Below are 2,055 nucleotides of genomic sequence, written 5' to 3' on the forward strand. Positions count from 1 at the left end.
CCTTGACTATCCTTACTGCCTGTGCATAATTCTCTATTGTGGCTCTTTGAGTCATGGGGTATCCTCCTTTTGTTTTGGTATTGGCTTACCATGGAGATACCCCTTTCTTGCTTCTGACACAAGAAATAATACATTACCCGCCCAAGTGGGTAGTTGACAGAAACTATTACTCTAAGTTATAATAGCGCAGTTTAATGTATTTTCTTTCATAGGAGTTAATAATTATGCCAATTGTAAAAAAGAAGACAAAGCCGGGAAATGGGTTGATGCTTTCGCCAATAGAGAAGGATATCCTTAAGTGTGTGGGTGAAGGCAAGACCAACGATGAGATAGGAAAGATAGTAGGGAAAACAAGGTGGACTGTAAAATTATATCTTAAAAATATTATGAAAAAATTAAATGTGATAAGCAGAACGCAGGCAGTCAGCAAGGCTATAGGCCAGGGGCTCCTTTCTCCGTTTAAATCCCACGGTCGTGCGAAGCCGCACCCGAAACGAAAGGTCTGCATTGTCGGCCTTGGCAAGGGCGGAACAGCCATACTTGATATATTCAACGAAGACCCCTCAATAGACATTGTGGCCGTGGCTGACGCAAATCCAGAGGCTACTGGCATAAAGCTTGCCAGGAAACTGAATATACCGGTGTTATCTGACTATAGGGAAATTATAAAAAAGGGCATAGATATAGTTGTAAATGTAACAGGCTCAAAAGAGGTAAGGGAGGGCATAAAGAAGATAAAGCCCCCTGAAACAGAACTTATAGAAGGTCTTTCTGCAAGACTTTTATGGCAGTTGGTTGAGGAGAAGAGAAAAAGGATAAAAGAAAGGGAAAAAATTTTAATGGATCACGGGGCACTCTACCACCTTGGGCTTGTTATAGAAAATATAGACAGTATGAAGGATGCGGCTTTAGCAATATTAGGCTATGCAATGAAACTAACCTCCACCCCTGCCGGTTCGATGGGTCTCTTTGATGAAAAAAGCGGCGAAATGATTTTAGCGGCGTCAAAGGGTTTTAGCGCTGATTTTAAAAAGGTGGACAGATGGAAAGTACGAAAGGGAGGTTTAACCAGCTATATACTCAACCAGAAGGCCCCGCTTGTAATAACCGATGTGAGGGATTATCCAAATCCAAATCTACTCCTTCTGAGGGAAGGTGTAATATCCCTCCTTGGAGTGCCGCTTGCTATACAGGGAAGGATTATAGGGGTTTTGTATGTAAATGATTTTAAGAGAAGGGAGTTCAGGGCTGAGGATATTTCCATTTTTTCGCTTATCAGTGTATACGCCGCCCTCACCATTGAAAGGGTGAAATCTATTGAAGAGATGTGGCAATTAAGCATAACCGACGGACTTACAGGTCTTTACAATCATCGTTATCTTATGGAACAGATGCACATGGAAATTCAGAGGGCATCAAGGTACAACCATCCCCTTTCAATAATCATGCTGGATATAGACCATTTCAAGGACTATAACGATAAGTTTGGTCATCTTGAAGGAAACAGGGCGCTTAAAGGCATAGCAAGGATTTTGAAAAAGGAGACCAGGGATACTGATATGGTTGGACGCTTTGGCGGCGAGGAGTTCTGCATTATTGTGCATGAGGTGAAAAAAGACGGGGCTGCGGTTTTTGCGAAAAGACTCCTGCGTGAAATTGCCAAAAATCATTTTTCCGGCAGAAGGATTACATTAAGCGGAGGAGTTGCTGTTTTTCCAAAGGACGGTAAGACCCCTGCTGAACTGATAAAAAAGGCAGATGTGTTTTTGTACATGGCCAAGAAACAGGGTAGAAATCGGATATGCTGCTAATCAAAATAAAGGCTTCCATGGTCGGTAGGGGCGAACCTGTGTGTTCCCCTTGTTTGTGTCAGGGCAGACACACGTAGGTATGCCCCTACCTGTAATAAAAAAGCTGTTAGCTAAAATTTAAAAGTGCACTGCCTTAAGTTTTAAAAGTGCACTTTCTTTATATCTTCGGCCCTGACCTGTTGTTCCCCCACAAGTTTGTTTCGACACCAGAACCGGATTTTGGCCATATGATGTTTGAGGTCAA

The 2,055-nt window shown here is 42.5% G+C and carries 1 protein-coding gene; it reads left to right on the forward strand.

What is annotated here, in order from left to right; translation table 11 throughout:
- The first annotated feature begins 224 nt into the window (after nucleotides 1-224).
- Nucleotides 225-1,811 (forward strand): diguanylate cyclase, encoded by a 1,587-nt coding sequence (locus Q8P28_05610; protein MDP2682270.1) that lies wholly within the window; start codon nucleotides 225-227, stop codon nucleotides 1,809-1,811.
- Nucleotides 1,812-2,055 lie beyond the last annotated feature (244 nt).

It is taken from the genome of Deltaproteobacteria bacterium, from assembly GCA_030690165.1.
GTDB lineage: Bacteria > Desulfobacterota > GWC2-55-46 > UBA9637 > UBA9637 > JACRNJ01.

Bases quoted from the DNA above. Each gene is read 5' to 3' on its own strand.
- Q8P28_05610 (MDP2682270.1), top strand. From the start codon at position 225: ATGCCAATTGTAAAAAAGAAGACAAAGCCGGGAAATGGGTTGATGCTT.